A 23444-nucleotide genomic window follows, 5' to 3' on the forward strand; every position below is an offset into this window, starting at 1 on the left:
TCGCCGCGTGGTGATCAGACTGGAATGGGATGGGCAATGAGCGCTGCATTGAAGCCATTGACCAGCGCGTGTTCCTTGGCGCCAGGGTTGTCGCGCAAGGGCTTGACGGCATCGACGATGATCTCTTCGTCCTCGCTGGCCAGCCTGGCCATGGTCTGGGCGATGAAGGCATCCAGCGGCATGGCGCGCGGGTCGCCGCTCTTCTTGACCAGGTCGGTATCGACCCAGGGCGGGGCGATCTCTTGCACCCGCACCGAGGTCTCGCGCAGCATGAAGCGCTGCGACATGGCATAGGAGTGCAGGGCCGCCTTGGAGGCCGAGTACACCGCCGTCACCGCCAGCGGTACATAGGCCAGCACCGAGGTGTTGTGGAGGATGGTGGCACGCGGCTGCTGCTTGAGCAGGTCGATCAGCGCCGAGGTGAGGCGGATCGGTCCCAGCAGGTTGGTGTCGAGGATGCGGCGGGCGACCTCGTCGTCGATGTGACCGCTGGCGTCGTCGAAGGGCATGATGCCGGCATTGTTGACCAGCACGTTCAGGCCAGGATAGCGCGCTTTCAGGGTGGCGGCAGCGGCGTCGATGCTGGCCGGATCGGCGACGTCGAAGGCGATGGCCTGCATGCCAGGATTGGCGGCCACCACTTCATCGAGCAACGCCTGGCGGCGACCGCCGATGATGACGGTGTTGCCCAGTTTGTGGAAGGCCTCGGCCAGGCCGCGTCCGATGCCGGAAGCGCCGCCGGTGATGAAGATCGTGTTGTCGGTCAGTTGCATGATGGTTCCTTGGTGAAAGAGCGGGAGAGCAGGGGGATGTCCGGGGCGCATGCCCTTCTTCAGTGCGCGGCGCGGTAGCGCGGCGCCGGCGTATTGGCCGACAGCCTGGTGATGAGGGCCTGGCGGGCCGCTTCATAGCCGGTCCAGGCGTCCTCCTCATGCAGCGAGGGAATGGTGACCAGCTCGCCGCGCTGGAAACCCACCAGGGCGGCATCGACCATCTGTTCGGCGGGCATCACGATGGCCGGATCCAGGTGTTCCACTGGCAGTCCGCCGATGGCCCAGAAGTCGGTCGCGGTCGCACCCGGCAGCACCGCCTGCACCTGCACGCCCTTGGCGGCCAGCTCATGGTGCAGCGATTGCGAGAAGGCCAGCACGAAGGCCTTGCTGCCGCCATAGACGCCGTTGAGTACTTCCGGGGCCACGCCCACGATGGAGGAGATATTGATGACCGCGCCCCGGCCGCGCGCCACGAAGCCGGGCACGGCCGCGTAGGTGAGGCGGGTCGGCGCGATGACGTTGAGGGCAATCATGCCGGTCATGTGGTCCACATCGCTTTGCAGCAGCGGCGTGTGGGTGCCGATGCCGGCGTTGTTGACCAGCAGGGTGATGCTGGCGTCGCTGCGTAGCTTCTCTTCCACTTGCGCCAGCGAGGCGGCCTGGCCGAGGTCGGCTTCCAGCACTTCGACGCTGCGTCCGGTCTGGTTGGTGATGCGCTCGGCCAGGGCGTTGAGGCGGCTCCGGTTGCGCGCCACCAGGATCAGGTCATAGCCCAGGCGGGCCAGGCGGTCGGCGTAGATCGCGCCGATGCCCGACGAGGCGCCGGTGACGAGGGCAGCGCCACGGTGGGCGGGGGTGTGCGGCTGGTTCATGCGGTTCTCCTTCGGTGTGGGGGTGTCGATGGAGTGCATCTTAGGCCGCTTGCGTACTTCCTGAATGACGTATATGGTAGCGTTTTAAGACATTCACATTTCTGATGGAGTCCGCCCATGCACCACGTCGGCTATCTGCTCACTGAAGGATTCCAGGTCATGGGCCTGGCCACCCAGGCGGTCTTTGAATATGCCAACAAGGTGGCCGGTCACGAGTTCTACCGGCTGCACAACTATTCGGTCGGAGGCGGCGAGCTGGCCTCGTCACTGGGTATGCGGGTGGCCACGGCCAAGGCCGCTGCCACGGCCAGCATCGATACCTGGGTCGTCTGCGGCGTCGGCAATCCGCTGGAGTCGCCGGCCAGCGCCGAGGAGTGCGCCTTCCTGCAGCGCGCCGCCAAGAAGGCCAGGCGCATCGCCGGCATCTGCACCGGCGGCTTCGTGCTGGCCGAGGCGGGTTTGCTGGCGCGCCGCCGCGCCACCACGCACTGGGCGTTTGCGCGCGCGATGCAGGAGCGCTTTCCCGATATCCAGGTGGAAGACGACCGCATCTACATCGTCGATGGTCCGCTGTGGACCTCGGCCGGGATGACGGCCGGGCTGGACCTGGCCCTGGCCATGGTGGGCAAGGACCTCGGCGAGGAAGCCGCGCGCAGCGTGGCGCGCAAGCTGGTGATGCACCAGCACCGCGCCGGTGGACAGTCGCAGCATTCCGAGATGCTGGAGCTGGCGCCCAAGACCGACCGCATCCAGGATGCGCTGAACTATGCGCGGCGCCATCTCAAGCGCGCCCTGACGGTGGAAGAACTGGCGGAGCAGGCCAACCTGAGCGCGCGCCAGTTCACCCGCGTGTTCACCTCGGAGACGGGGCAATCCCCGGCCAAGGCCATCGAAGGCCTGCGGCTGGAAGCGGCGCGCCTGATGATCGAGCAGAGCCGCCATCCGCTGGAAGTGGTGGCGCGCGAGACGGGATTCCGGGATCGCCGCCATATGCGCGAGGTGTTCCTGCGCGGCTTTGGGGTAGCGCCGCAATCGATGCGCCGCGAGGGGCGCGCTTGAGCAGCGCTGTGGCCCTAGTGCGCCGCGCTGCTGGAAAACAGGTTGATCACCATCACCCCCGCCACGATCAGCGCGATGCCCGCCACGGCCGGCCAGTCCAGGCGCTGATGGTGGATCAGCCAGGCCGCCAGGGTGATGAGCACCAGGCCCACGCCGGACCAGATCGCATAGGCCACGCTGGTAGGCATGGTGCGCAGGGTCAGCGCCAGGCAATAGAAGGACACGCCATATCCCACCACCACGATGAGGCCCGGTAGCAGGCGCGTGAATCCCTGCGAGGATTTCAGGGCGGTGGTGGCGATCACCTCGGCGACGATGGCGATGGCCAGGCTCAGGTAAGCGGGCATGCGGGATACTCCTGTGGATAAGTCAATTGTCAGTGGCTGAGGGACGGACGTCAGGCTGGCGAGGTGCGTACCGGCTACGTACCGTGTCCGCCCGCGGACGCCAAGGTGTCACGAAAGCGGACACCCTGGCCTCGTCGAAAAATCTCAAGTCGTTGATTTTAAAGGATTTCATGGCAGGCACGGGGTTTGCAAAAGAAGGGGAGCCCCCCTCACCTCAAAGGAGTTGTCATGACCCGATCCACCTCGTCCGCCCGCCCCCTGGCCCTGGCCGCCCTGTTGCTGGCGACCCTGATGTCGGCCCACGCCCAGCCTGTGCCCCCCGGCCCTGGCGCTGGCCCCGGCCCCGGCCTGGCCCCGCCCGCGCCGCCGGCCACCTATGAGGCCGCACTGACGGCCCAGCCCCCGGTCATCGAAGGCCGCGTCACGCGCCTCTTGATCAATCCCTACGGCGAGGCCGATGGCCTGCTGGTGGGCGAGCGCACCATCATCAAGTTCCCGCCGCACCTGTCGCAGACCTTGCAGAACACCGTCAAGCCCGGCCAGTCGGTGCGCGTGTTCGGCCAGGGTGAAGCGGCCGGCGTGATCAAGGCCGACGCCATCGTCAACCTGGCCAATGGCCAGACCGTCATTGATCGCCCGCCCGCCTTCGATGCCAACCCGCCGCTGCCGCCGCACCTGCGCGCGGCCCAACTGCGCCAGATGTCGGTGCGCGGCAAGATCGCCCTGGTCCTGACCGGCCCGCGTGGCGAAGCCAATGGCGTCATCCTCGATGACGGCAGCATCGTGCGCTTCGCCCCGGACAGCATCCGCACGCCGCTGGAACCTGGCGCGCCGTTTGCTGCCAATGGCCTGGGGACCCGCAACAACCTGGGCACCGCCATCGAGGCCATCGATGTGGGCGCCAGCACGCAGGACCTGCAGCCCTTGTACAGCCGGGTGCGCTGATCGATCCCATCCGCCCGGCGGTCCGGCCGATGTGTCCGGGCCGCCGAGTGGGCGCATCTTTCCTTCCTTGTTTCATTTTTATAAAGAATAAGAACCATGTCGCCTAAAGTCCTTCCCATCGTTTTCCTGATCATCTCCAACGTCTTCATGACCTTCGCCTGGTACGGCCACCTCAAGTTCGAGAACCGGCCGCTGTACCTGGTGATCCTGGTCAGCTGGATGATCGCCCTGGCCGAATACTGCTTCGCCGTGCCCGCCAACCGCATCGGCCACAGCGTCTACAACGCCGCCGAGCTCAAGACCATGCAGGAAGTCATCACCCTGGTGGTGTTCTCGATCTTCTCGGTGCTCTACCTGGGCGAGCAGTTCACCATCAATCACCTGGTCGGCTTTGGCTGCATCTGCCTGGGCGCCTTCTTCATCTTCAAGGGGCCGATAGGATGAACGCCAAAGCGGCTTCTCTGACCTGGCTGTCGCGGCTCAATTTCTGCCTGGCCGACGTGCGCGACGGGCTCGGTCCTTTCCTGGGCGTGTTCCTGATGGGGCAGGGCTGGGCCGCTGACGACATCGGCTATGTGATGACGCTGGGCGGCATCGCCGGCATGCTGGCCACCACCCCGGCGGGCGCGCTGACCGACGCCGTGCGCGCCAAGCGGCTGGTGGTCGGATTGGGATCGGTGCTGGTGGTGGCGGGGTCGCTGCTGCTGCTGATCTCGCCCAGTTTTACCGTCACCGCGATCTCGCAGGTCGGCACCGGCATTGTCGGCGCCATCATCGGCCCGGCCATCGCCGGCCTGACCCTGGGCATCGTCGGCCAGCAGGGCCTGCCTTCGCAGCTGGGACACAACGAGGCCTGGAACCACGCCGGCAATGTCTTCTCGGCTACGTTGGCTGGTGTGCTGGGCTATTACTGGGGGCTGCCCGCCGTGTTCGTGCTCATGGCCGTGATGGCGGTGGCGTCGCTGCTGTGCCTCGCGCGCATCCGGCCTGAGGATATCGATCATGACGTCGCCCGCGGCCTCGATCCGCAGCGCACTAGCGACAAGCCCGACACCTCCACCTGGCGCGTGCTGGCCAGCTCGCGGCCACTGATGCTGCTGGCGCTGGCGATGATGCTGTTCCACCTCGGCAATGCGGCGATGTTGCCGCTGCTGGGGCAATCGGTGGTCTCGCGCGGCGGCGCCGATCCGGCGCTCTACACCGCGCTCACGGTCATCGTGGCGCAACTGGTGATGATTCCCACGGCGCTCTTCGCAGGCGGCTTTGCTGACCGCAAGGGGTACTGGCTGCTCATTACCATTGCGTTGCTGGCGCTGCCGTTGCGCGGCATGGTGGCCGGCCTATGGGATTCACCCTGGGCGCTGCTGCCGGTGCAGATGCTCGATGGCGTGGGCGCAGGCCTGCTGGGCGTGGCCTTGCCGGGTTCGGTGGCGCGCATCCTGCATGGCAGTGGCCACATCAATATCGGCCTGGGCGCCGTGACCACCATCCAGTCCATCGGCGCGGCCATGAGTCCGGCGCTGGCCGGTGTGGTGGCACGGCACTACGGGTATGGCACCGCCTTTGCCGTACTGACCGGCATTGCCTTGCTGGCGCTGGTGGTGTGGGCCTGGCTGGCTGAGCGGCGCGATCATGCACCGCAAGGCAGTCCAGCCGCAGCAGCGGTGAAGTAGGCCTCCTATTGCTCCTTCTGGCGGCGCATCTGCTGGAAGTGGGCCGGCGACCATGGCCGCAAGGCCACGATCATGGCGCTGCCGGTACGCCGTTCCAGCGGCAGCGTCAGGTCCTGCTGATGGGCGGCCAGGAATTCGGCTGGCAGCCGGTTCATGGCGCGCTGCACGGCGGCATTGCTTTCCTCGGAAAGCGTGCCGCTGACCATGATCATCTTTTCTCCCGGCTTGTCGAAATGCGAATTGAAGAAATCGTTGCGCAGCTGGGCGCGGAAATACTGCTGGATCGGCCCGCCCGGCAGCCACGAGAAGTCCGGCGCCACCCGCACGCGGATGCGGTTGTTGGGCAGCAGATCGAGAATGCCCAGCTTGTCCAGCCGCGCCAGCAGGCGGATGCATTCGGCCTGGGTCATGGCAAAGTTCGAGACGATTTCGTCCAGTGTCCACTGATGCAGGGCATGCACGGCCACCAGCAGCAGCTTGGGATCGGCCACCAGCTTCTTTTCCTGTTCTTCCGTGAGCCGTGACGGCACCGGCTGCTCGGCCACCACCATGCGCGCCAGGTCGCTGATCTGGATGCCCAGCAGCGTACACACCTGATCCAGCCGCTCCAGCGTAAAGCTGCGTTCGGCAAAGATGCGCTTGACACTGGCCTCGCTCAAGCCCAGGCCCTTGGCCAGCTGCGCATAGGTGATGCCGCGCGCCTTGAGCAGGTTCTTCAATGCATTGACCAGCGATTCGGCCTGGGCCATGACGATCCTCCTTGTTCCGCATATTCATCGATGATGGTCGGGTATTGTATTTCGATACCTGATGAAACAGGAATTGCGCTTTTCGATGACGCCCTCCACGGCGCTTGCTCCCATTGCTACATTGCGCCTGGCTGCTTCGCCGGGGTGGCGACAGTCAAGTAGAAATCCAACAACATGAAGGAGTTCATCATGAAAAGCCCTCTGCTGCATCGCCTGTCCCTCTCCTGCGTCCTGGTGGCTGCCCTGCTGGCTGCGCCGGCGTACGCCCAATCACGCAACAGCGATGCCTCGACCGTATCGGTGGCGGTGTCGGTGATCCTGCCGGCCTACTTCATCTCCGAAGGCGGGCGCTACGTCGTCAAGGGCGTGGAAGCCTCGGCTGAGGGCACGGTCTATGTGCTGGAAAAGCTCGGGGAGGGCGTGCGCGCATCGGTGACCGTGGGCGCTAACGTCAGCGGTGCGGCCTCCGTCGGCGTGGGCGAATCGGTGAGTTTCGTGACGACCGCCTCCGGCACGCTGCTGGTGGCCTCCGGCAAGGTATTGGCGATCATTCCCAATGCCTTGGGCAAAGCCCTGCTGAAGAACGAAAGACTGTCCTGATCGGCTCACCGGGAGAATCACATGTCATTGCGTCCATTCTCTATCAAGCACCTGCTGGCCAGCCTGGCCATGGCCATCACCCTGCCACTGGCGGCCCACGCCGGCCAAGCCTGCGAACAGACCATCCCCGAGGCAACTTCCGTGCGGGCCCAGCTGGACATGGCGGTCAAGACCGTCGAGCGGCTCAACGCCAGCGGCGCCTACGTGGTCATCATCGGCCGCATCGGCCAGGACCTGAGCAAATACCAGCAACGCTATTCGCACCTGGCCATCGCCTACCGCGACCAGCAGCAATGGGATGTCGTGCACAAGCTCAACGAATGCGGCACAGCCGTGAGCAACCTCTATGAGCAAGGCATGGGGCAGTTCTTCATGGACTCGCCCTTCCTGCTGGAAGCCTACGTAGCGGTGCCGCCGCCGGAAGTGCAAGAAAAGCTGCGCGCGGCCATCGTCAGGCCCCAGGTCACCCGCATGCATGAACCGCAGTACAGCATGCTGGCCTATCCCTGGGCGAGCCGCTACCAGCAGTCCAACCAGTGGGTCACGGAAACCCTGGCCCTGGCGCTGGAGCCGCAGATCAGCAACCGCGAACAGGCCCAGGCCTGGCTCAAGTTCAAGGGCTATGCGCCGGATACCCTGCACCTGGGACCGATGACCCGCCTGGGCGGACGCATGTTCAAGGCCAACATCGCCTTTGACGATCATCCCAATGCCTTGCGCTTCAGCGATAGAATCGAGACCACCACGGCCGATTCGGTGTTCACCTTCCTGCGCAAGTCGGGCCTCGAAGCCAGCCATTTCGTGATTCAATAGCCGCCCTACGTTCTGTCACGCCGGAAACACCCATGCGCCCCCATCCCTGCCTGCCCCTCGCCCTAGTCCTCGTCCTCGCGCCCTGGTCGGCGGTGGCGGCGGGGGATGTGGCCGCCGGCCGCGCCGCCTTCGCCAAATGCGCCAGTTGCCATGCCGTGGGCCCCTCGGCGCGGGCCGGCTTTGGTCCGCAGCTGAGCAATGTGATCGGGCGCAAGGCCGGTTCCACCAGCGACTTCAGGTATTCCCCGGCGATGGCCAACGCCGGTTTCGTCTGGACCGAAGACAAGCTGCGCGCCTTCCTCAAGGCGCCCAGCGAGGTCGTGCCGGGCAACAAGATGCGTTTCTGGGGCATCGGCAGCGACAAGCAGATCGATGACATCCTGGCCTACCTGCGAACTTTCAAACCATAGGCACAGTCTCAAGGCGCAGGATCTTGCCCCTGCGGGCAGGCGATAACGACAACAAGAGCACCGCGCCATGTCCGAACTGTTCGTCATCACGACCTATTTCAATCCGGTCGGCTATGCCACCCGGCGCCGCAACTACGACCTGTTCATGCAGGGCATGCGCGCAGCCGGCGTCACCTGCCTGACCGTCGAATGCGCCTTCGGCGATGCACCCTTCGACCTGCCGCCCAGCCTGGACGTGATCCAGGTCCGCGCCGCCACGCTGCTGTGGCAGAAGGAAAGGCTGCTCAACCTGGGCGCTTCCTGGCTGCCGGCGCGCTGCCGTTACGTGGCCTGGCTCGATTGCGACATCCTCTTCGACAACCCGCGCTGGGCCGCTGACCTGGTAGAGGCGCTGGGGCGGCATCGCATCGTGCAGGTCTTCGAGACCTGCACCCGGCTGGACCGCCATGGCCAGGCCGGTCCCTCGCCCGATCTGTGCCGCTCCTTCGCCAGCGTGATGGCCAGCGATCCGTCTACCCTGAACGCCGGCCGCTACGACCTGCACGGCCATACCGGCTATGGCTGGGCCATGCATCGCGAGATCTTCGATCGGGTCGGGCTCTATGAGGGAGCGATCTCGGGCAGCGCCGATCACTTCATGGCCCATGCCATCTTCAACGATTGCAATTTTTGCATCCGCAATGCACTCAAGAACGATCCGCGCCAGATCGCCCACCTGCGCGAGTGGAGCGAGCGTTTCCACGCCGAGGTCGAGGGAAGGCTGGGCGTGGTGCCCGGCCACATCCGCCACCTGTGGCACGGCGATGCAGTCAACCGGCGCTACTTCCTGCGCATGCACGACATCACCGAGCTTGGCTATGACCCCTGGACCGACCTGGACCTGCGCCCCGGCCAGCCCCTGGAGTGGGCGGCCGGCATGGACAAGCCGGGCTTGCGCGACTATTTCGCGCGTTACTTTTCGAGTCGCCTGGAAGACGGCGTGGAGCTGGCCGCATGACATCCTCACCCCTGACCGACGCGTTGCGCGCCGAACTGCGCGCGGCCTTGCCCATCCTGGAGAGAGCCGACGACCTGCTGGGCCCGCGCCTGGGAAAGGTGCGCAGCGCCATCGCTACGGCCGACCGGCGTCGCCGCCGCTACCGTATCCACCTGGTGGAACGGCAATTGTTGCCGGCCATTTCGCCGGCCACCCTCCAGCACCTGAACGATACCGTGCCCGATTTCGTGGACGAGCTGATCCGTTCCAGCTTTGCGCAGCACCAGCGCCGCTTCATGTGGTTCGGCTGGATGGCCTGGTTCGCCGGAAAACCCTACCGCGAGGCGCTCACGCTGATGCGGGTGCGCCTGACCCGCTATGTCGACCGCCGGCGCTTCGGCCAGCTCGACGCCATGCGCCGCGAACTGGACCGCCTGGACGGTGAACGGCGCGCCCTGTACGACGCCTCGCGTGCGATGCGCGCGATGATGCGCCTGATCCGGCAAGCGCTGCGCGATGACACCGACCTGGATCCGCAAAGCTGGCAGCAGTTGCGCACCCTGCTGGCGCAATTGCCGCCGCTGCAGCCGCCGGCGGTGCGGCGCACGCGACGCCAGGACGATGACGACCGTGCCGCCCTGTTCAGCTTCACCACCTCCAGCCAGGGCAGCAGCCTGTGGCGTGACATGGGCGAACGTCGCGACCCGGACGCCTTCCAGGGCCAGTTCGACGGCGGCGGCGCCAGCGGTGACTGGGACAATGGCAAGGAGGGCAACGGCGACACCGCCGGGCCGGAAAGCAGGAGTGCGTCCCAGCCGAACCGCGGCAATGCCGCCAATGACATGGCTCCGGTGGCGGCGGCAGCCGGCGCCGTGGCCATCGCTACCGACGACAGCCTGGGCCTGTTTTCCTGACCCGCTTCAGGGTTGCGGCGGCAAGCCCATGCGCCGCCGCGCCAGATGGATGGAGCCATTGCGCATGGCCCAGCGCAGCGGTTGCGCCGCCAGCAGCACCGAGCGCTGCAACAGGGCGCGACGCCAGGGCGAACGCGGCGTGACGCCCAGCATCTGCTGCGCCCAGGGTGGCAGCAGGTCCACGCCGCCGCGCATCATCAGCCGCGTCCACGGTTGTGCTACCGCATTGGGAGCGGGCGCATTCAATACCAGTTGCAAGGTCTGGCGCGTGCGTTCGTCGCAGCGCAACTGCGCTCGCATGTCTTCGATGTAGCCGGCAATGGCCGCGCTCGAACGCGGCACTGCGCGCGCACCCAGCGCCTCGGCGACACAGGCGATCTCATCGAAATACTGGTCCTGCCGCGCCGCCGGGAAAGCGGGGTTGCGGTAGCGCAGATAGCCCTGCAGGAAGCAATGCACCTCGGCCACATGGACCCAGGTGAGCAGGTCCGGATCGCTGGCTGCATAAGCCCTGCCGTCGGCGGCGACGCCGCTCACGCCCAGATGGATCTGCTTCACGCGCGCGATCAGGCGTTCCGCATCGGCGCGGCTGCCGAAGGTGGTGCCGGCGACAAACTGCGCGGTGCGGCGCAGCCGGCCCAGCATGTCGGCCTGGAAGTCGGAGTGGTCCCACACGCCGGCCAGCGGCAGTGGATGCAACATCTGCAACAGCAGCGCGGCCACGCCGCCGGTGAGCATGGCGGTGAAATCGCTGTGGACCTGCCAGGCCGCCGAGTCGGGGCCGAACAGGCCGGGGTCGCCCGGCGGCTGCAGGAAGTCCGCACTGCCGGGGCCGCGGCTGATGGACAGGACGGTGGCTTCGATGCGCTGGCGCAGGAATTCCATGGTGCAGAAAAACGGAAAGGAAGGGCAGGGCAGGCAGTGTGCCATAGCGCCTGCATTCCTGCCGGGGCGCCTACAGGTAAATTGCGCTGTCAAGTGATTGGACTATAATTGGCCTATTGCGCGTCAATAGTTGTATGGACGCAAAGCCTCGCTCGGAGCCCACCATGGCAATCACTCGGAAAAGAATCAACGTTGCGAATGCTCGGACGATGACGCCTGATACCAAGGTGTTAGGTGCGACCGTGAGCGAATGGAGTGAGCTTTTCACGGGAAACTTCGTCCTTAACCTGGAAGCTGATCGTAAGCGCGGAGAAGAACTGCGCCGCAACGAACAGGCCGAATCCATTCATCGGAATATTGCACGGGCCGAACTCGAAGGCTCCACCTCCACAAATGAAAGCCGCGTGCGGCTTGTTCGGGTTATTGTCGGTTCGAAAGCCTCACAGGCTAAGCTGCGCCCTGTCACTTTGGTGAAATCGTCCAACTCCCAGGGATTTTCATACTTCAAGTTGCTACGTACCGCGCGCAAGGCCACGCAAAACCAGGCGATTGAAAAAAAGAAGGCGCAGCACAAGAAAACCACGCAGCATCGAACGGGGACAGTTGAAAAGACAGGCGTCAATTTGTTCGAAACTGAAATCTCGCGCTGATTCTTTTATCCTCAATTCAGAACGCGGCAATGCCGCGTTTTTTCTTGAATGAACAGCATGGAAAACGAAGAACTCCTGCAGTGCATGGTGTTCGCTGGGCCGAACGGATCAGGTAAGAGCAGCCTGATTAACGAAGTCAAGTCCAGCGGTTTGACCGCGGTGAACGGCATCTATGTGTTGCCGGAACATTTCATCAATCCAGATGAAATTGCCAGACAGTTACCCGGGGTTTATCCGGACCAAGCGGCCCGCGATCGCGCTGCGCAGGTTGCAGCAGTTCAGGCACGCCGGGACGCGCTTGAAAGTCAGCGGCCCTTCGCGTACGAAACGGTGATGTCCCATCCAAGTCGGATGGCCGAACTGAGGCTGCTGAAGGAAAAGGGTTATCACGTCGTCCTGACTTTCATCACAACAGAGAATCCTGATATCAACGTGCGGCGTGTAAATTTCCGCTACGAGTCAAAGACGACGACCGGGCATCACGTCCCAGAAGATAAGGTTCGTGAACGCTACGAGCGGACGATGGCACTGCTGCCAAAGGCGGTTGAGTTGTCAGACGCCGTGTTTGTATTTGATAACTCCAAGGACCAGAGCAGGCCCGCCCTGCAAGTGATCATTGAAGACGGCGAAGTATTGAAGGCGGCTGAAATGAAGCCGTGGGTTCAAGAGCGTCTATTGGCGCCGATCGCGCAGCGACAAGCGGATTACGATGGCATGGTGCAGGCGGTGGAAAGCAGCAATTCAGCCGATACAGCGAATGAACTCGACGGTTACTACCGCGGCAAGCTGATCTATATCAGCCCGCATTATTTGTTGCAATGGGATGCGGAGAAGAAAGTGGCCGTGATTCATGATCGGCTGTTGCTGGATACCGACCTCGCCACACATGGCGACAAACCACCAGTGTATAGACTGCAAGAAGATATTTCGATCAACTATGCCATTGGTCATGCCCCTGTTGTAGTGCGTGATGATCGGCAGCAGGAACAAGGAAAGGACAATGAAGCCGATGGTTCCGTCTCCGAGATCGAAAGAGCATGAGCAATCCAGTCAATCGGGCAATAGCGCAATCGGGCAATAGCGCAATAGCGCCTCCAGGCGCTTTTCCATTTCGGTAGCAATCAGGCGAAAGGACGCTTTCTGACATTCCCGTCAGAAAACGCTGTGCCGAAAAGCCGCATGCACGCGGGCTGCGAGGCCGCTACAATAGCCACGCCGTGCGCTCCCAGAAGAACAATATCGGGACCGCAGGACGGCGCAATTCAGGGAACGCGGCCCGGCTACCGGGGAAGCACGCCAGGCCGCGCAGGACAGAACACAGCATCGCGGGAGAGGACGGCGGGCATCGCACGGGGTGCCAGTCGTGGGCATGGGCAGCCGAAGCGCCTGGTCCGGCCGCCCGTTTCACAGGGATAGCAGTTCATGAACATGGTCGCGCTGGCCTTGCGCCGCCCGTACACCTTCATCGTGATGGCCTTGCTCATCGTGCTGGCCACGCCGTTGACGCTGAAGAACATGGCCACCGATATCTTCCCCGAGATCAATATCCCGGTGGTCTCCATCATCTGGAACTACAACGGCCTGTCAGCCCAGGAGATGGGCCAGCGCATCGCGGCCCAGAACGAGCGCGGGCTGACCACGGTGGTCAGCGACATCGAGCACATCGAATCACAGTCGCTGGCCGGGGTCTCGGTGATCAAGGTGTTCTTCCAGCCCAAGGCCAACATCCAGACCGCCATCGCCCAGGTGGTGGCTTCGGTGCAGACCCAGGTGCGGCAGCTGCCGCCGGGGATCACGCCGCCGCTGGTGATCAAGTATTCCGCTTCCAGCATTCCGGTGATGCAGCTGGCGCTGTCCTCGCCCACGCTGCCCGAGCAGACCGTCTTCGACGCCGCCGTGCAGACCCTGCGCCCGCAACTGGTGACCATCCCCGGCGTGGCCGTGCCCTATCCCTATGGCGGCAAGAGCCGCCTCATCTCGGTGGATCTCGACACCCAGGCCCTGCAGGCGCGCGGGCTGGCCCCCATCGACGTGGTCAATGCGATCAATACGCAGAACCTGATCCTGCCCTCCGGCACGGCCAAGTTCGGCGGCACCGAATACTCGGTCAAGATCAATGGTTCGCCCGAAGCCGTGGCGGGCTTGAATGAACTGCCGGTGCGCACTACCAATGGCGCCACCATCTATCTCAAGGATGTGGCCAATGTGCGCGACGGCTTCTCGCCCCAGACCAACGTGGTGCGCCAAGACGGCGCGCGCGGGGTGCTGCTGTCCATCCTCAAGAATGGCGGCGCCTCGACGCTGGACATCGTGGACAACCTGCGCAAGCTCTTGCCCACGGCCGCCCAGACCCTGCCGGAAGACATCAAGATCACACCGCTGTTCGACCAGTCCGTGTTCGTCAAGGCGGCTGTCACCGGCGTTATCAGCGAAGCGCTCATCGCCGCCGGCCTGACCGCCGCGATGGTGCTGCTGTTCCTGGGTAACTGGCGCAGCACGCTCATCATCGGGCTGACCATTCCGCTGTCCATCATGGCGGCCATCCTGATCCTGGCGGCGCTGGGCGAGACATTGAACCTCATGACCCTGGGCGGGCTGGCGCTGTCGGTGGGCATCCTGGTGGACCAGGCCATTGTCACCATCGAGAACATCGAGCGCCACCTGCACCTGGGCAAGCCGCTGCATGACGCCATCATCGTCGGCGCCGGCGAGATCGGTGTGCCGGCCTTCGTGGCTACGCTGTGTATCTGCATCGTGTTCGTGCCGATGTTCTTCCTCTCCGGGGTGGCGCGTTTCCTGTTCGTGCCGCTGGCCGAAGCGGTGGTGTTTGCGATGGCGGCATCCTATATCCTTTCACGCACCCTGGTGCCCACGCTGGTGATGCTCTTGATGGGCAGCCATGGCCAGGTTGACAGCGCCAAAGAGAGCTTGCTGCAGCGCCTCTATCGCGCCTTCGACAACCGCTTCGAGCGCGTGCGCCACGGCTATACGCTGGTGCTGTCGTCGCTGCTGGCGCACCGGCGGCGCTTTGCGCTGGCCTTCCTCGGCTTCTGCCTGCTGTCCTGCCTGCTCTATCCCTTCCTCGGGCGTGACTTCTTCCCCAATGTGGATGGCGGCCAGATCCGCCTGCACATGCGCATGCCCACCGGCACCCGCATCGAGGAAACCGCCCGCGCCGCCGATGAGGTCGAGCGCGTCATCCGCACCCTGATACCGGCCTCGGAGCTGGAGACCATCCTCGACAACCTGGGCGTGCCCAATTCCGGCATCAACCTCTCCTACAGCAACGCCGGCACCATCGGCACGCTCGATGGCGAAATCCTCATGGCCCTCAAGGAAGGCCATCGTCCCACCGAAGAACTGGTCAGCATGTTGCGCGCAGAATTGCCGCGCCGCTTCCCCGGCATCGAGTTCTTCTTCCAGCCGGCCGACATCGTCACGCAGATCCTCAACTTCGGCCTGCCTGCCGCCATCGATGTGCAATTCACCGGTCCCAACATGGAAGCCAATGCGCGCCTGGCGGCGGAGCTGACCAAGCAGATCCGGCAGATTCCCGGCGCGGTCGACGCCCACGTCCACCAGCGCCTGGATGGCCCGTCGCTGGACCTGCGCATGGATCGCACGCGCCTGCAGCAGTTCGGCCTGTCGGCCTCCAACGTCGGCCAGAACCTGCTGATCGCACTGGCCGGCAGTTCGCAGACGCAGCCGGCGTTCTGGCTCAATCCCAACAATGGCGTGGTCTACAACATCGCCGTGCAGTCACCGCAATACCAGGTGGATTCGCTGGACGCCCTGCTCAATATTCCCGTGAGCCCAGGGGCCAATGCCAGCACCACGCCGCCGCAGTTGCTGGGCAACCTGGTCGACGTGCACGCCGGTCGCCAGATGGCGGTGGCCTCGCGCTACAACATCTCGCCGGCCATCGATGTCTATGTCAGCGTGCAGGGGACCGATCTGGCCAGCGTGGCCGGCAAGGTGAGCGCGCTGGTGGAACAGATCAAGCCCAAGCTGGCGCGCGGCAGCCAGGTGGTCATCCGCGGCCAGGTGGAAACCATGCAGTCTTCCTTCACCGGCCTGGGCGTGGGACTGGCCATGGCCATCGTGCTGGTCTACCTGCTGGTGGTGGTGAACTTCCAGTCGTGGATCGATGCGGCCATCATCATCGCCGCCCTGCCGGCGGCGCTGGCTGGCATTGCGTGGATGCTCTTCATCACCGGCACCACGCTGTCGGTGCCCGCCCTGACCGGGGCCATCATGACCATGGGTGTGGCCACCGCCAACAGCATCCTCATCGTCGCCTTTGCGCGCCAGCGCCGCGAAGAGGGCGCCACACCGCTGGCCGCTGCGCTGGAGGCGGGCTCCACCCGCATCCGTCCGGTGCTCATGACGGCGCTGGCCATGATCATCGGCATGATCCCCATGGCGCTGGGCCTGGGCGAGGGCGCCGAGCAGAACGCGCCGCTGGGGCGCGCCGTCATCGGCGGCCTCATGCTGGCCACCGTATCGACCTTGTTCTTCGTGCCGGTGGTGTTCGCCGGCGTGCATCAACGATTGGCCCGTCGCGCTGAGCAGCGGCGCGCTCTTGCCGGTGGACCGGCGCATCAGGAGTCTTGAACCATGTCGCATGACCGTCATTCCGAACTCGGCATCCATCCTCTTTCCGAGGGCGAGCCGCAACAGCGCCAGCAGATGATGCGGCGCGCCAGGGTCGTGCTGGTGGTGGTGCTGCTCTTGCTGGCCGCAGGGGCGGCGCGCACCGTGATCAGCCGGGTCGCCAATGCACGCGAACTGCAGGCCGGCACGGCCGAGCGCGCCAAGATGTTCGTGCGGGTGGCGCCCGTGCGCAGCAGCGCCGAGGGGCAGACGCTGGCCCTGCCGGGGACCTTGCAAGGCTTCGTGCAGTCGCCCATCTCGGCGCGCTCGGGCGGCTATCTCAAACGCTGGACCAAGGACATCGGCGCCGAGGTCAAGAAGGGCGAACTGCTGGCCGAACTGGATACGCCCGAAATCGACCAGCAACTCACGCAGGCCCTGGCCGCGCGCGAGCAGGCAGCGTCCAGCATGGAGCTGGCCCGCAGTTCGATGGCGCGCTGGGAAGCGCTGCGCAAGAAGGATGCGGTCTCGCAGCAGGAACTCGATGAACGCCGCAGCGCCTTCGCCCAGGCCAGCGCCAACCTGGCCGCCGCCGACGCCAACGTCGGGCGGCTGCGCCAGGTGGAAGGCTTCAAGCGCATCGTGGCGCCCTTCTCGGGCATCATCACCCGCCGCAATGTGGATGTGGGCGATCTGATCGATCCGGGTGCGGGGCGGGCGCTATTCGTTTTGTCTCAGACAGACCCGCTGCGGGTCTATGTCAATGTGCCGCAGTCCTATGCCAATCTGGTCAAGCCGGGCCAGCAGGTCACGGTGACCCAGTCGGAACTGCGCGGTCGCAAGTTCGAGGGCAAGGTGGCCCGCACCGCAGGCGCCATCGATGCCGCCACGCGCTCCATGCAGGTCGAGGTGACGCTCTCCAATGCCGACCACGCGCTGCTGCCCGGCGCGTTCGTGCAGGTGGCGCTGCCCATCAAGCCCAGCGGCGCATTGCTGGTGGCGGCCGATACCCTGATGTTCCGGCGCGACGGCACCCTGGTGGCCGCGGTGGACCCGCACAATCAGGTGCGCCTGAAAAAACTCAGGCTGGGCCGCAACTTCGGCCAGACCGTCGAAGTGCTGGAGGGCTTGCAGGGCGATGAACACCTGATCCTCAATCCCTCCGATGCACTGGCCGAGGGGGACCAGGTCGAGCCGACCCTGGAACAGTCCAAGGAACCGGAAAAGAAGAAGGCCGCCTCATGAGGTCCCGGCAACTGCTGCTGGCACTGGCCTGCGCGCTCTCCCTGGCGGGCTGCGCCAGCGGTCCCGACTACACCCGGCCGCAGGTGGACATGCCCGCCGCCTGGACCCCGGAAGCCCCCTGGCGCAGCATGCAGCCCGCCGACGCCACACCGCGCGGCCCCTGGTGGGAGCGCTTTGGCGATGCGCAACTCAATGCCCTGCAACAGCAAGCGCTGGCAGGCAACCAGACCCTGGCGATCGCCACCGCACGGCTGGCGCAGGCGCGCGCGCAATTGAACGTGACCGGTGCTGCCCAGGCGCCGCAGGTGAACCTGAATGCGCGGGCGGCGCGTTCGCGCATCTCGGCCAACCGGCCACTGACCAATTACAACTCGCCCAACTTTTCCACGGTCCAGAATGATTTTGCGCTGGGCGCCAGCGTGAGCTATGAGGTGGACTTCTTCGGGCGGGTACAGCGCTCGGTGGAGGCCGCCGGCGCCGCAGCCGAGCAGTCCGCCGCCGACCTGGAAAACACCCGCCTGCTGCTCACGGCAGAACTGGCGACTAACTATTTCAACCTGCGCGAACTGGATGTGGAGCTCGATGTGGTGCGCCGCGCCGTCGCCCTGCAGCGCCGCGCGCTCGAACTGGCCACCGCACGGCATGACCTGGGCGCGACCTCGGGGCTGGACATGGCGCAGCAGCAGGCCCTGCTGGACAGCACCCTGACCCAGATCGACCTGCTGGGCCGCCAGCGCGCGCAGTATGAGCACGCCATCGCCACGCTCACCGGCACGCCTGCACCGGCCTTCTCGATCGCGCCTGCCTTGACGCCCATCACGCCGCCGGCCATCCCTGTGGGTGTGCCCTCGGATGTGCTGGAGCGGCGCCCCGACATCGCCGCCGCCGAGCGCGCCATGGCCGCCGCCAATGCCCAGATCGGCGTGGCCAGCGCAGCCTACTATCCCAGCTTCATGCTGCAACCCTCGTATGGGGTGGACAGCCGCAACTGGGCCACGCTCTTCAATGCCCCCAGCCTGTTGTGGTCGCTGGGCGTATCGGCCTCGCAGAGCCTGTTCGATGGCGGACGTTTGCGCGCTGGCGTGGATTTCAGCCAGGCCGGCTACGAAGCCACCGTCGCTTCCTACCGCCGCACCGTGTTGACGGCCATGCAAGAAGTCGAGGATGGCATCACAGGCCTGGCCGCGCTGGAGCGTGCCTATGCCCAGTCGCAATTGGCCATCGCCAGTGCGCGCCGGGTGCTGGAGATTGCCAACAGTCGTTATGAAGGTGGAGCCACGCCTTACCTGGATGTGATCACGGCGCAACAATCCCTGCTCAACAGCGAGCGCCAGGCCGCTCAATTGATGGGGCAGCGCCTGCTGGTATCGGTGTTCCTGATCAAGGCCCTGGGCGGTGACTGGCAGAGCCGCACGCACCCGGCAGAGGCTGCTGTGGCGGGGCCTGCCCGTCCATGACGATGCAACTGATATGCTGGCCTGACCAGTTGACCAGGCCGTTCCTGACAGCGCCGTCAGGCAGCCGGTCTAGCGCGGCAATTGCCCTAGAAAGGCCCGCATAATCGTCGAATCAGACCAATCCTGACCTCCCTAGAATCGCCGGTAAATTCCCCTATTTGCAAGCGAAACTACTGAGGCCGACATGACCTGGTTCAACAATCTGAAGATCGCCAAGAAACTCATCGTTTCTTTTGCCGCCGTCATCGTGCTCACGGTGATCCTGGGCCTGTTTGCCATCCGCGAACTGAAGGCGGTCAACCAGGCCTCCACCGACATGGCCACCAACTGGCTGCCCACCATCAAGGCCGCGCAGTCCATCCAGGCCTCGCTGCCGCGCATGCGCATCTCCGAATTGCAGATGGTCACGGCGGCCACACCGGCCGAGCGCGAGGATGCGCTCAAGGCCATCAAGTCGCGCCTGGACATCCTGGCCAAGCAGCGCGCTGCCTACGAGGCCCAGATCTCGGAGGCCGAAGAGAAGCTGCTCTACGAGAAGTTCTCCAAGAGCTTCGCTACCTACCTGGAGATCGACAAGGAACTGGCCCGCATTTCCGGCGAGGGCAAGGAAGAAGAAGCCCGCGCGCTCTTCAAGGGCAACTCCAACAAGACCTTCCGCAGCATGATCGAGAACATGGACGAGATCATCAAGATCAACGATGCCGGCAGCAAGCGGTCCGACGACATGGCCGAGCAGGTCTATCGCTCCGCCACGCTGTGGATCATCGGCCTGCTGGCGGCCATCGTGGTGATCGCCCTGGGCCTGGCGGTGATGGTGGCGCGTGCGGTCTCGCGTCCGCTCAATGAAGCCGTGGCGGTGGCCGAGCGCGTGGCGCAGGGCGACCTGACCATGGATATCCGCGCCACCAGCACGGACGAGACCGGCATGCTGATGCATTCACTGCGCGCCATGAACGACAGCCTGCAACAGATCGTCGGGGAAGTGCGCACCGGCACCGATACCATCACCACAGCCTCGCAGGAAATCGCCACCGGCAACCTCGACCTGTCTTCGCGCACCGAAGAGCAGGCCGGCTCGCTCGAAGAGACCGCCTCGGCCATGGAAGAACTGACCGCCACCGTCAAGCAGAACGCCGACAACGCCCGCCAGGCCAACCAGCTGGCGGCCTCGGCCTCGGACATCGCGACCCAGGGCGGCGCGGTGGTGGGCCAGGTGGTGCAGACCATGGAGGGCATCACCGAAAGCTCCAACCGTATCGCCGACATCATCAGCGTCATCGATGGCATCGCTTTCCAGACCAATATCCTGGCCCTGAACGCCGCCGTGGAAGCGGCGCGCGCCGGTGAGCAGGGACGCGGCTTTGCGGTGGTGGCGTCCGAAGTGCGCTCGCTGGCGCAGCGCTCGGCGTCGGCGGCCAAGGAGATCAAGCAGCTGATCGATGATTCGGTGGAAAAGGTGGGCGCGGGCAGCCAGCTGGTGGAGCGCGCTGGCGCCACCATGAGCGAAGTGGTGGCCAGCGTCAGGCGCGTCACCGATGTGGTGGCCGAGATCAGCGCGGCCAGCAATGAGCAGAGCACCGGCATCGAAGAGATCAATCGCGCCATCACGCAGATGGATGAAGTGACCCAGCAGAACGCGGCGCTGGTGGAAGAAGCTGCAGCCGCAGCGCAGTCGCTGCAGGATCAGGCCGGGCGGCTGTCGCAGGTGGTCAGCGTGTTCAAGCTCCAGCGTTGAATGGAATTCGCCAGCCTGCTCATGCCGGCCCCGCCCTGATTGTATTGACCTGCCCATTCGGACTGAGTAGCCGCGCGGTCGGCGGTGTCTAGTGGGTTGAGGTCGTTGCGCCTTCGATACGTCCCTGACGGGACTACTTAGTCCGAACGGTAAGTAATGGCGTGGCCCGCCGCGCCCCGATTGCATCGACCTGCCCGTTCGGACTGAGTAGCCGCGTCAGCGGCGTATCGAAGACGCGTGGTCGGCGGTGTCGGGGGGGGGAGGTCGTTGCGCCTTCGATACGTCCCTGACGGGACTACTCAGTCCGAACGGTAAGTAAAGGCGCGGCCTGCCGCGCCGCTCTCACGAGGGCGGCAGCGCGAAGCAGTAACCCACCCCATACACGGCCTGGATGGCATTGTGTCCGGGGAAGCAGGGTTCCAGCTTTCGCCGCAGGTTCTTGATGTGGGTATCGACGGCGCGATCGGTGACGGAGCGGTCGTCGTCATGCAGATGATTGAGCAACTGTTCGCGCGAGAAGACCTGGCCCGGCGCGCTGGCAAAGGTCTTGAGCAGGCGCAGTTCCAGCGGTGTCAGGTTCAATGCTTCGCCGCGCACGCTGGCCTGGTGGCGCACATCATCGATGTGCAGCAACGAACGGGCCGGCGCGTGCGGAGCGCGCTGCTGCACCAGGGCGTTGCGGCGTAGCATCGACTTGACCCGCGCCACGATCTCGCGCGGGGAAAACGGCGTCTTGCCGATGTAGTCATCCGCCCCCAGCTCCAGGCCGCGCAGGCGGTCTTCCTCTTCGGCGCGGGCAGTGAGCATGAGCACCGGAACGTCCGAGAAGGTGCGCAGCTGGCGGCAGATTTCCCAGCCATCCATCCCCGGCAACATGATGTCGAGCAGGATCAGGTCCGGCCGTTGCGCGCGCACGGCGTCCAGCGCCGCATCGCCGCGCGCCACGTGGCGTGCGCTGTAGCCGGCCAGGGCCAGGTATTTCTGCAGCAGCTCGGCCAGCTTGGGCTCATCTTCGACGATGAGGATCTCGGCGCTGGCCGGCGGCTCGAACTGGAACTCGGTGGTGGTATCGCTCATGCGCTGCCTCTCTCGTCTTCCAGGCGGGCCGGTAACACCACCACCACCCGCAGTCCACCCAGCGGCGAGGCGCTGGCGCCTATCGTTCCCTGATGGGCATCGACGATGCGGCGGCAGATCGCCAATCCCAGACCCGCTCCGCCGCTGGCGCGATTGCGCGAGGCCTCGACCCGGAAGAAGCGCTCGAACAGGCGCGCCATCACTTCCGGCGGCACGCCTGGTTCGCTGTCATCGAAGACCAGGTGCCAGTGCTGTTGCTGCAGGTGTGAATGCACTTGCAGGCGGCCGCCGGCATCGGTATAGCGCAGGCTGTTCTCGAAGAGGTTGCTCAAGAGCTGCTGCAATCGCGCCGCGTCGGCATGCACTGGCATGGTGGCGGGCAGGTCGCAGCTCAGGCGCATGCCGCGCTGGCTGAAGCGGTCGCTGTAGAGGGCTGCACTGTCGCGCAGCAGCGGGGCCAGATCGATGTCGGCGCGGCGATAGGTGAGCGCGCCCGCGTCGGCCAGCGACAGATCATAGAGATCGCCGACCAGCTTGTTGAGATGTTCCACCTCGCTCTTGAGCGAGCGCAGGGTCTGCGCATCGGGTTGCAGCACGCCGTCTTCCAGCGCTTCCAGCTGGCCATTGAGGATGGCCAGCGGCGTGCGCAATTCGTGGGAGACGTCCGCCATGAATTCGCGCCGCAGCTTTTCATTGCGTTCCAGCGTCATGGCCAGCTGGTTGAAGTCCTGCGCCAGCATGCCCACTTCGTCGCCCGATTCCACTTCCACCCGGATCGCGTAATCGCCGCCGGCCAGCCGGTGCGTGGCGCGCGCCACACGGGTGAGCGGGCGTGTGAGCACGCCCGAGATGCGCACCACCAGGAAGGCGGCCAGCATCACCGCCACCACCGCGATGATGATCTGCGCGGCGACCTGGCTTTGCTGGAAGCGCAGGTCGATGGCGCCGATGACGCTTTCAAAGGGCGTCTGCGCCACCCAGCCGATGATCACGTCATCCTGCAGCAGCGGACGCAGGCGCGCGTCGGGGCCCACATTGGGATAGCCGATCACCGGCCTGCGGCTGGCATCGAGCAGGGAAAAACGCAGCGTCGCGCCGGTCAGGTCGGAGGCCGTGAAGGTCGGGCCGGCGCTGTGTGCGGCGCCGTTGTGCTCGACGATGGCCGGCTTCATCAACTCGAACCAGGCACGCGGATTGTCGCGGATGAAGTCCCAACTGCCATGTTGGCGATAGGCCTGCTCCAGGCGCGGCACCATGTCTTCCATGCGCTGCTGGGCCTGCTCGTTGAGATAGCCGAGGAAATCGCGGTTGAAGATGTACTGGCTGGCACCGTTGATGGCCACGATCAGCGCCACGATCAGCGCCAGCATCGCGTAGAAGAGTTTCAGGCGGATGTTGGCGCGATAGAAGAAGCGGTCGGACAGCTCCGCAATCGAATGGGCAATGGACATGGTGGCGCGGGCGCAATCGGAATGGATCCAGGCGAGAGCTTAACAAGATACGGGCTGCCAGTGTCCTGCAATGCCAGCAGAGCAGCCCAGTTGTTGCAGGGATGACATGCTGCCGGGCTTGCTCATTTTTCCCTCACATTTGTTGCCTATGATCGACGCTCCGATAGCTCATTGCGCCCGGAACCCGCACCCATGGCGGCTCGCGGACGGGCAGAAAGCC

Annotated in this window: 22 protein-coding genes; 15 read left to right on the forward strand and 7 right to left on the reverse strand. The window is 65.0% G+C overall.

Going from position 1 to position 23444, the window contains the following annotated elements; translation table 11 throughout:
- Positions 1-14 precede the first annotated feature (14 nt).
- Together BGK68_RS06395 and BGK68_RS06400 are read right to left on the reverse strand one after the other, a co-directional pair.
- Entirely contained in the window at positions 15-773 is a 759-nt protein-coding gene (locus BGK68_RS06395) for an SDR family oxidoreductase (RefSeq protein WP_075256385.1), read from the reverse strand.
- 59 nt (positions 774-832) lie between these two features.
- Positions 833-1645 carry an SDR family NAD(P)-dependent oxidoreductase gene (locus BGK68_RS06400; protein ID WP_075256386.1) on the reverse strand — a complete coding sequence of 271 codons (813 nt, stop codon included), beginning with the start codon at positions 1643-1645 and terminating at the stop codon, positions 833-835.
- 117 nt (positions 1646-1762) lie between these two features.
- Between BGK68_RS06400 and BGK68_RS06405 the strand changes: the two genes are divergently transcribed.
- A complete protein-coding gene (locus tag BGK68_RS06405) occupies positions 1763-2704 on the forward strand; it encodes a GlxA family transcriptional regulator (protein ID WP_075256387.1) in 942 nt (313 codons plus the stop codon).
- A gap of 14 nt (positions 2705-2718) precedes the next feature.
- On the opposite strand, the gene BGK68_RS06410 is transcribed toward BGK68_RS06405, so the two are convergent.
- On the reverse strand, positions 2719-3051 hold the full coding sequence (locus tag BGK68_RS06410) for a DMT family transporter (protein ID WP_075256388.1): 333 nt from the start codon (positions 3049-3051) through the stop codon (positions 2719-2721).
- 228 nt (positions 3052-3279) lie between these two features.
- Between BGK68_RS06410 and BGK68_RS06415 the strand changes: the two genes are divergently transcribed.
- The 3 genes from BGK68_RS06415 to BGK68_RS06425 all read left to right on the forward strand — a co-directional run bounded on the left by BGK68_RS06415 (position 3280) and on the right by BGK68_RS06425 (position 5669).
- Positions 3280-3996, forward strand: coding sequence for a hypothetical protein (locus BGK68_RS06415; protein ID WP_075256389.1), 717 nt, complete (start codon positions 3280-3282; stop codon positions 3994-3996).
- A gap of 96 nt (positions 3997-4092) precedes the next feature.
- On the forward strand, positions 4093-4440 hold the full coding sequence (locus BGK68_RS06420; RefSeq protein WP_006461163.1) for a DMT family protein: 348 nt from the start codon (positions 4093-4095) through the stop codon (positions 4438-4440).
- Positions 4437-5669 (forward strand): MFS transporter, encoded by a 1233-nt coding sequence (locus BGK68_RS06425; RefSeq protein WP_075256390.1) that lies wholly within the window; start codon positions 4437-4439, stop codon positions 5667-5669. Before BGK68_RS06420 ends, BGK68_RS06425 begins: the two co-directional genes overlap by 4 nt.
- A 5-nt stretch (positions 5670-5674) precedes the next feature.
- On the opposite strand, the gene BGK68_RS06430 is transcribed toward BGK68_RS06425, so the two are convergent.
- Entirely contained in the window at positions 5675-6418 is a 744-nt protein-coding gene (locus tag BGK68_RS06430) for a helix-turn-helix domain-containing protein (protein ID WP_075256391.1), read from the reverse strand.
- A gap of 189 nt (positions 6419-6607) precedes the next feature.
- Between BGK68_RS06430 and BGK68_RS06435 the strand changes: the two genes are divergently transcribed.
- The 5 genes from BGK68_RS06435 to BGK68_RS06455 all read left to right on the forward strand — a co-directional run bounded on the left by BGK68_RS06435 (position 6608) and on the right by BGK68_RS06455 (position 10131).
- Positions 6608-7018: a hypothetical protein gene (locus BGK68_RS06435; protein WP_083657920.1), complete on the forward strand. Its 411-nt coding sequence runs from the start codon at positions 6608-6610 to the stop codon at positions 7016-7018.
- Between the two features lie 21 nt (positions 7019-7039).
- Positions 7040-7831, forward strand: a complete 792-nt coding sequence (locus BGK68_RS06440; RefSeq protein WP_075256393.1) for a DUF2145 domain-containing protein — start codon at positions 7040-7042, stop codon at positions 7829-7831.
- A gap of 32 nt (positions 7832-7863) precedes the next feature.
- Entirely contained in the window at positions 7864-8241 is a 378-nt protein-coding gene (locus BGK68_RS06445; RefSeq protein ID WP_075256394.1) for a c-type cytochrome, read from the forward strand.
- Positions 8242-8308: 67 nt separating this feature from the next.
- Positions 8309-9238: a glycosyltransferase family protein gene (locus BGK68_RS06450; protein ID WP_075256395.1), complete on the forward strand. Its 930-nt coding sequence runs from the start codon at positions 8309-8311 to the stop codon at positions 9236-9238.
- Positions 9235-10131: a hypothetical protein gene (locus tag BGK68_RS06455; RefSeq protein WP_075256396.1), complete on the forward strand. Its 897-nt coding sequence runs from the start codon at positions 9235-9237 to the stop codon at positions 10129-10131. The genes BGK68_RS06450 and BGK68_RS06455 overlap by 4 nt, the downstream gene beginning before the upstream one ends.
- 6 nt (positions 10132-10137) lie before the next feature.
- On the opposite strand, the gene BGK68_RS06460 is transcribed toward BGK68_RS06455, so the two are convergent.
- Positions 10138-11016 carry an oxygenase MpaB family protein gene (locus BGK68_RS06460; RefSeq protein WP_075259700.1) on the reverse strand — a complete coding sequence of 293 codons (879 nt, stop codon included), beginning with the start codon at positions 11014-11016 and terminating at the stop codon, positions 10138-10140.
- Positions 11017-11180: 164 nt separating this feature from the next.
- Here BGK68_RS06460 and BGK68_RS06465 point away from each other — a divergent pair, with 164 nt between their 5' ends.
- The 6 genes from BGK68_RS06465 to BGK68_RS06490 all read left to right on the forward strand — a co-directional run bounded on the left by BGK68_RS06465 (position 11181) and on the right by BGK68_RS06490 (position 20696).
- On the forward strand, positions 11181-11666 hold the full coding sequence (locus BGK68_RS06465) for a hypothetical protein (RefSeq protein WP_075256397.1): 486 nt from the start codon (positions 11181-11183) through the stop codon (positions 11664-11666).
- A 57-nt stretch (positions 11667-11723) separates the two neighbouring features.
- Positions 11724-12707, forward strand: a complete 984-nt coding sequence (locus BGK68_RS06470; protein ID WP_075256398.1) for a zeta toxin family protein — start codon at positions 11724-11726, stop codon at positions 12705-12707.
- A 381-nt stretch (positions 12708-13088) separates the two neighbouring features.
- Positions 13089-16280 carry an efflux RND transporter permease subunit gene (locus BGK68_RS06475; RefSeq protein WP_075256399.1) on the forward strand — a complete coding sequence of 1064 codons (3192 nt, stop codon included), beginning with the start codon at positions 13089-13091 and terminating at the stop codon, positions 16278-16280.
- 3 nt (positions 16281-16283) lie between these two features.
- Positions 16284-17504, forward strand: a complete 1221-nt coding sequence (locus tag BGK68_RS06480; protein ID WP_075256400.1) for an efflux RND transporter periplasmic adaptor subunit — start codon at positions 16284-16286, stop codon at positions 17502-17504.
- Positions 17501-18961 (forward strand): efflux transporter outer membrane subunit, encoded by a 1461-nt coding sequence (locus BGK68_RS06485; RefSeq protein WP_075256401.1) that lies wholly within the window; start codon positions 17501-17503, stop codon positions 18959-18961. The genes BGK68_RS06480 and BGK68_RS06485 overlap by 4 nt, the downstream gene beginning before the upstream one ends.
- Before the next feature lie 184 nt (positions 18962-19145).
- Positions 19146-20696: a methyl-accepting chemotaxis protein gene (locus BGK68_RS06490; RefSeq protein ID WP_075256402.1), complete on the forward strand. Its 1551-nt coding sequence runs from the start codon at positions 19146-19148 to the stop codon at positions 20694-20696.
- Between the two features lie 342 nt (positions 20697-21038).
- Here the strand turns inward: BGK68_RS06490 and BGK68_RS06495 are convergent, their stop codons facing one another.
- Both BGK68_RS06495 and BGK68_RS06500 read right to left on the reverse strand, forming a co-directional pair.
- Positions 21039-21773 carry a response regulator gene (locus BGK68_RS06495; RefSeq protein WP_075256403.1) on the reverse strand — a complete coding sequence of 245 codons (735 nt, stop codon included), beginning with the start codon at positions 21771-21773 and terminating at the stop codon, positions 21039-21041.
- Complete coding sequence (locus BGK68_RS06500; RefSeq protein WP_075256404.1) at positions 21770-23224, reverse strand: ATP-binding protein; 1455 nt, start codon at positions 23222-23224, stop codon at positions 21770-21772. The genes BGK68_RS06495 and BGK68_RS06500 overlap by 4 nt, the downstream gene beginning before the upstream one ends.
- Positions 23225-23444 lie beyond the last annotated feature (220 nt).

The sequence above is a fragment of the Herbaspirillum camelliae genome, from assembly GCF_001929405.1.
Taxonomy (GTDB): Bacteria; Pseudomonadota; Gammaproteobacteria; order Burkholderiales; family Burkholderiaceae_D; genus Herbaspirillum; species Herbaspirillum seropedicae.